At 74.0% G+C, this 5,747-nt stretch carries 6 protein-coding genes; 2 read left to right on the top strand and 4 right to left on the bottom strand.

What is annotated here, in order from left to right:
- Both PV341_RS43435 and PV341_RS43440 read right to left on the bottom strand, forming a co-directional pair.
- Window positions 1-1,005 (bottom strand): hypothetical protein (locus PV341_RS43435; RefSeq protein ID WP_500360783.1); only part of this gene is annotated, 1,005 nt, incomplete at its 3' end.
- On the bottom strand, window positions 1,002-1,595 hold the full coding sequence (locus tag PV341_RS43440) for a sigma-70 family RNA polymerase sigma factor (protein WP_499509416.1): 594 nt from the start codon (window positions 1,593-1,595) through the stop codon (window positions 1,002-1,004). The genes PV341_RS43435 and PV341_RS43440, both read right to left, overlap by 4 nt.
- A gap of 172 nt (window positions 1,596-1,767) precedes the next feature.
- On the opposite strand from PV341_RS43440, the gene PV341_RS43445 reads away from it, so the two are divergent.
- The gene (locus PV341_RS43445) at window positions 1,768-2,748 is read left to right on the top strand and encodes a ricin-type beta-trefoil lectin domain protein (RefSeq protein ID WP_500329363.1); all 981 of its coding nucleotides are present in this window, start codon (window positions 1,768-1,770) and stop codon (window positions 2,746-2,748) included.
- 110 nt (window positions 2,749-2,858) lie between these two features.
- Here the strand turns inward: PV341_RS43445 and PV341_RS43450 are convergent, their stop codons facing one another.
- Both PV341_RS43450 and PV341_RS43455 read right to left on the bottom strand, forming a co-directional pair.
- Window positions 2,859-3,779, bottom strand: coding sequence for an SIS domain-containing protein (locus PV341_RS43450; RefSeq protein WP_500329362.1), 921 nt, complete (start codon window positions 3,777-3,779; stop codon window positions 2,859-2,861).
- A gap of 168 nt (window positions 3,780-3,947) precedes the next feature.
- Window positions 3,948-4,736: a DeoR family transcriptional regulator gene (locus tag PV341_RS43455; protein ID WP_500329361.1), complete on the bottom strand. Its 789-nt coding sequence runs from the start codon at window positions 4,734-4,736 to the stop codon at window positions 3,948-3,950.
- Between the two features lie 131 nt (window positions 4,737-4,867).
- Here PV341_RS43455 and PV341_RS43460 point away from each other — a divergent pair, with 131 nt between their 5' ends.
- Window positions 4,868-5,701: a class II fructose-bisphosphate aldolase gene (locus PV341_RS43460; RefSeq protein ID WP_500329360.1), complete on the top strand. Its 834-nt coding sequence runs from the start codon at window positions 4,868-4,870 to the stop codon at window positions 5,699-5,701.
- The last annotated feature ends 46 nt before the right edge of the window (window positions 5,702-5,747 follow it).

A 5,747-nucleotide genomic window follows, 5' to 3' on the forward strand; every position in this document is an offset into this window, starting at 1 on the left:
GGCCATGGCGGTGGGCGGGAGTCCGGTCTCGACGAGGTCGTCGTCGGCCGACAGGGTGCCGAGCAACTTCGGCGGGTTCGGACCGGAGCCACCGTCGTCCCCGGGGACGGGCGGCAGGGTGCGTACCAGCCGGGCGACGGCGCGGGCCAGGGGCAGCGCGTCGACGGTGAGGGCGGGCGGGCCTCCGTGCAGGCGCAGGTGGCCGTCCCGGTCCGCTTCCAGGATCAGGGTGCTGTGGTGGGCCACGCCCAGGGTGAGCAGGCGCACGCGGGCTGGACGGTTGCGCTCCGGTGCCTCGGCGCTCACGGCGTAGCCGGCGTCGAGCCGCTCGAAGACGTCGGTGGGGCCGTCGTGCCGGGGGTGCACCCCGGCGCCGACCACGACGCGACCAGCGGGGAGGCGGGCGTCGAGCTGGGCCGCGAGGGCCTGCAGGACCGCGCGGGCGGTGCGCCGCTCGCCGGTGACGGAGACCGCCGGGGGAACGGCCGTCAGGTCGAGGAGCACCGCGTCCGTACCGGCCCTGCCGAGGCAGACGAGCACGGGGGCCTCGCCGCCGTGCCCGGTCTCCGGTGCGGTGCCGAGGTCAGCGCGGCCGATCCACCACAGGCGCGGCTCGGCCGCGTCGCGGGCCCAGGGTTCGGGCAGCGCGCCCTCGCCGTGGCCGTGGGCGACGTACACGCCGACGACGTCGGTGCCCAGCAGCGTCGCGTACGGCCGGGCGCCGGGCCGTTCGGCGGCGGCGCGGCGCAGCGCGGTCGCCGCATCCGTCCACCCGGCGTCGTCGCGCAGCAGGCGCGCGAGCACACGCAGGCCGCTGCGGTGCCGCAGCTGCGTGCGGACGGGCGTGGCGAAGGCGCGTGCGGCCGTCGTCAGTTCGCGCACGACGCGGCGGCGCAGTGCGCCCCAGCCCCCCTTGCGGCGGACGAGCCAGTGCGCCACCACGACGACGAGGATCAGCAGACCGATGAGCGCGATGAGCCGGGTCCAGCCGGCGGGGACGTTCACGCGGCCACTCCGTCCACGCCGCGGCGGGCGAGTTCGGCCCTCAGGGCCCGCACGCCGTGGTGGGTCCGGGACTTGACGGTGCCCCGCGGTACGCCCATCTCGGCGGCGGCGTCGGCCCCGGTCTGGTCCATCACGTGCACCCGGACCACGGCCTCGCGGTGCGCGGGCGGCAGGGCGCTCAGCGCGGCGAGGAGCACGGACCGGTCCTCGACGAGACCGGCGTGGTCGCCGGCGTGGTCGAGCGCGGTGCCCGCGAAGTCCGCGGCGGTGATACCGACGGGCACGGAGCGGTCGCGGCGGCGATGGTCGACGACCAGGTTGCGGGCGACCCGGAAGAGCCACATGCGGACCGGACGCTCGTGCACGTCCAGCCGCCCGGCGCGCTGCAGGGCACGCAGCAGGGTCTCCTGCAGCACGTCCTCCGCGGCATGCACGTCGCGGCCCATGAGGCCGGTGACGAACCTCCGGAGACTGTCCCGCTCGGCGATGATCAGGCTGGCGACAGCACTGTGTTCGTCGGCGCCGCCGGTGTCGTGGTCCGCGAGGATGTCCGCCTCGCCCTCACGACAGTCGGACTCGTTCACACACATGGCGTAAAGATTAAGCTGCTGAACGAGATGCTCTGACCACAGTGTTGGCGCATATTCGATCATTCACTGTCACACTTGGTGAAATCTTAAACTATTGTTCACCTTGCCGAAATCGAAGGGCGGACGCGCGCCCTACGCTTCCGCGCAGATTCCCGAGCCGACAGGAGACCACGTGCCTCCCCATCCCGATCCACGGGACCCCGAGGTTCTCGACGGGGCCACGCCCCGTTTCGCGGACACCTTCGCCCGACGCCCCTCGCTGCCGCACCGGCGGCTGCTGCCGGACAGGCGGGCGTGGAGCGTTCTGGCGACCACGTCGGCCGTCATCGGCTGCGCGGTACTGGTCGTGCCCTTGATGGCACGAATTGACGTGCTGCCCGACGGGGGCGGCAAGGGCGACCCGGTGGCGGCCGTCCAACCCAGCGCTTCGCAGAGCGGCGTCCTGCCGGCGTCGCCCGGCACGAACGGAACCAAGGGCTCCCCCGCCGGGGGCGGCAACGTCCCGCCGGCCTCCGGGCCCCGGGGAGGCACGAACGGCGGCGGCGCGGCGGGCGGCACCGGCAGCACCGGCGGCGGCCTTCCGGCAGTGGGCGGTGAACCCGGCAGCACCGGAGGCGGCGGGAGCACCGGAAGCGGCGGGAGCGGCGGCGGTTCGGCCACCGGCGGCGGTTCGGCCTCCGGCGGTTCCGGCGGCTCGTCGGGCTCCACATCGGGTTCGTCGGCCGGCCAGCCCACGCCCAGCAAGACGCAGCAGCCCGCCATCGTGCCCGGCGTGCGGATCCGCAGTTCGCAGAGCGGCCGCTGCATCGCGGTCAGCGGCGCGAAGAACAGCACCGGCCGCGACGGCGCCCGGCTGCAGATCCAGGACTGCGACGGCGGCGCCTGGCAGAAGTGGGACTTCCGCTCCGACGGGACCGTACGCGCCTTCGGCATGTGCATGGACCTGGCCGCCGCCTCGTTCACGGACGGTGCGGTCATACAACTGGCCCGCTGCAACGGCGGCTGGGCCCAGCAGTTCAGGCTCAACACGTCCAGCGACCTGACGAACAAGAACAAGTGCGTCGACGTGGTCGACAAGGGCACGGCCGCCGGCACCCCGCTCCAGCTGTGGACGTGCTACGGGACGAAGAACCAAAAGTGGTACAAGTCCTGACAAACCGCACATGACAAACCGCACGTGATGCCGTCCCCGCCCCTCCTCGGGGCGGGGACGGCGTTCACGTCACGGCGGACGGGGTCGGGGGTCGTAGGTCGGCCCGCCCGTCAGCCCCGGCCGTCCGCCAGCACCACCGAGCGCGTCAGGTGGCGGGGCGCGTCCGGGTCGAGGCCGCGTGCGGCACCGAGCGCGGCGGCCAGCCGCTGGACGACGACCAGGTCGGCGAGCGGGTCGCGCCCCAGGGCCACCAGGCGTCCGCCGGTGCGGGCGATCTCCCCCGCCAGCCCGGCCGGGAGGTCCGCGGGGTCGCCGAACCACCAGGCCACCCGGCCGGGCCCGGTGACGCTGATCGGGCCGTGCCGGTACTCCATGACCGGGTACGCCTCCGTCCAGGCGCCGGCCGCCTCCCGCATCTTGAGCGCCGCCTCCTGCGCGACGCCGTAGGCCCAGCCGCGGCCGAGGAAGGTGAACTGCTCGGTCTCCAGCAGCCCGTCGGGCAGCGGCGCGGCGAGCGCCGCCTCCGCCTGGGCGGGCAGTCCGGTCAGGTCCTCCCCCAGCAGGGCGCGCAGCAGGACGAGTTCGGTGGTGGCGAAGCGCGTCTGGACGACCGAGGTCTCGTCGGCGAAGTCCAGCACCACCGCCGCGCCGGCCAGCTCCATGACCGGGGTGGCGGGATCGGCGGTGACCGCCACCGTGGGGGTGGTGCCGCGCAGCCGGGTCAGCACCTCCAGCACCTCGGTCGTCGTGCCGGACCGGGTAAGGGCGACGACCCGGTCGTACGCCCGGCCGGCCGGCATCTCCGAAGCGGCGAAGGCGTCCGTCTCACCCTGCCCCGCGGTCTCGCGGAGCAGGGCATAGGCGTGCGCCATGAACCACGAGGTGCCGCAGCCCACCACCGCCACCCGTTCACCGGCCCGGGGCATCGCGGCGCGCCACGCCGCCGTCTCCGCGTCGTCCGCGAGCCCGATGGCGCGGCGCCAGCACTCCGGCTGGGTCCGTATCTCGGTCTCGGTCCTGCTCTCGCTCATCGATGGACTCCGTCCCTGTCCGGCGGCCCTTGACACCGAGCACGCCCGGTCGAGCATCATGTGTGAAGTTGCTCGACCCTAGCAATTTTCCTGCAGAAAATTGCATGCAGCTTCATACGGTGGCGGGACGGCGGAAGGGGGAGACGGCCGGTGCGACTGCAGGCCAGGTCAGGCGCGGACGACTTCCACGCCCGCCGCCGCGAAGGGCTCGGTGAGCGCGGTCGGGGCGTCCCGGTCCGTCACCAGGACGTCGACCTCCTCGACCGGGCAGATCCGCGCGAAGGCACGCTTCCCCAACTTGGAGGCATCGGCGACGACCACGACCCGCTCGGCGCGCCGGGCGAGCGCACGGTTGATGCTCGCCTCGCCCTCGTGCCGGGCCGCCGCGCCATGGGTGACGTCGATGGCGTCCACGCCGAGGAAGACCAGGTCGAGGGTGAGCTGCGCGAGGAGTTCCGCGGCCAGCGGCCCGATCAGCTCGTACGAGGCCGGCCGGGCGACGCCGCCGGTCACCACCAGCTTCACGTGCCGCCGGACGGCCAGTTCACCGGCGATGTTCAGCGCGTTGGTGACGACGGTCAGCGCGGTCTCGGTGCCGCTGTCGCCGAGGTCGGCGCGCGCGGCGAGGGCGCGGGCGACCTCGGTGGTCGTGGTGCCGCCGTTGAGCCCGACCACCGTGCCCGGCTTCACCAGGGCCGCCGCCGCCCGGGCGATGCGCTCCTTCTCCGGGGCGTTGCGGGCGGCCTTGTAACGCAGTGGCAGGTCATAGGCGATCGCGTTGATCACGGCGCCGCCGTGGGTGCGGGTGACCATGTTCTGCCGGGCCAGTTCGTCCAGGTCGCGCCGGATCGTCGCGGCGGACACCGCCAGTTCGGCTGCTGCGGCCTCGACCTCGACGCTCCCGTCGCGGGTCAGCATCTCCAGCAGCGCGCTCCATCGGGCCTGTGGTCCCGCCATCTCCTCGCCCCCTGTCGGTGGGTGTGCCGGCCCGGCGCCGCGCCCACGCGTGGCAGCGCACACTTCTGCGCCTTTTCCAGGTCGAACCATCATCTTCGCTCAACATCATTCCATCGAGAGGTCGCCGCGTCATGCCGCTGGTCCCCACCGCCGAACTCGTCCGCGCGGCGCACGCCGACCGGCGCGGGATCGGCGCCTTCAACGTCATCACCCTGGAGCACGCCGAGGCGGTCGTCGCCGGCGCGGAGGCGGCCGGACGCCCCGCGGTCTGCCAGATCAGCGAGAACGCGGTCCGTTTCCACGGTGGTTCCCTCGCCCCGATCGCCCGCGCGACCGCCGCGGTGGCCGAGTCGGCCGCGGTCCCCGTGGGCCTCCACCTCGACCACGTCACCGACGAGGCCCTGCTGCGCCGTGCCGCGGACTGCGGCTTCGGCTCCGTGATGTACGACGCGTCCACCCTCCCCCACGAACGCAACGTCGCCGCCACGCGCGCCGCGGCGGACTGGGCGCACGACCACGGTCTGTGGCTGGAGGCCGAACTCGGCGAGATAGGCGGCAAGGACGGCGTGCACGCCCCAGGGGCCCGCACCGACCCCGACGAGGCTGCCGCCTTCGTGACCGCCACCGGGATCGACGCCCTCGCGGTCGCCGTCGGCAGCTCGCACGCCATGACGACCCGCACGGCACGGCTCGACCACGACCTGATCGCCCGTCTCCGCGGTGCGGTGACCGTCCCGCTGGTCCTGCACGGCTCCACCGGCGTCCCCGACGACGAACTGCGGCGCGCCGTCGCCGCGGGCATGGTCAAGATCAACATCGGTACGGCACTCAACATCGCCTTCACCGGCGCGGTGCGCGGCTTCCTTTCGGCCGACTCCGCCACCGTCGACCCGCGGCGCTACCTCTCCTCCGCGCGCACGCAGATGGCCGCCGCCGTCGAGAGCGCCCTGCGGGTCCTCGGCTGACGCAGGACGCAGGACGCCGGACGCTGGTCGGCGGGCGGCGTCCTGC

Source organism: Streptomyces sp. PA03-1a (assembly GCF_033792805.1).
In the GTDB taxonomy this organism is placed as follows: domain Bacteria; phylum Actinomycetota; class Actinomycetes; order Streptomycetales; family Streptomycetaceae; genus Actinacidiphila.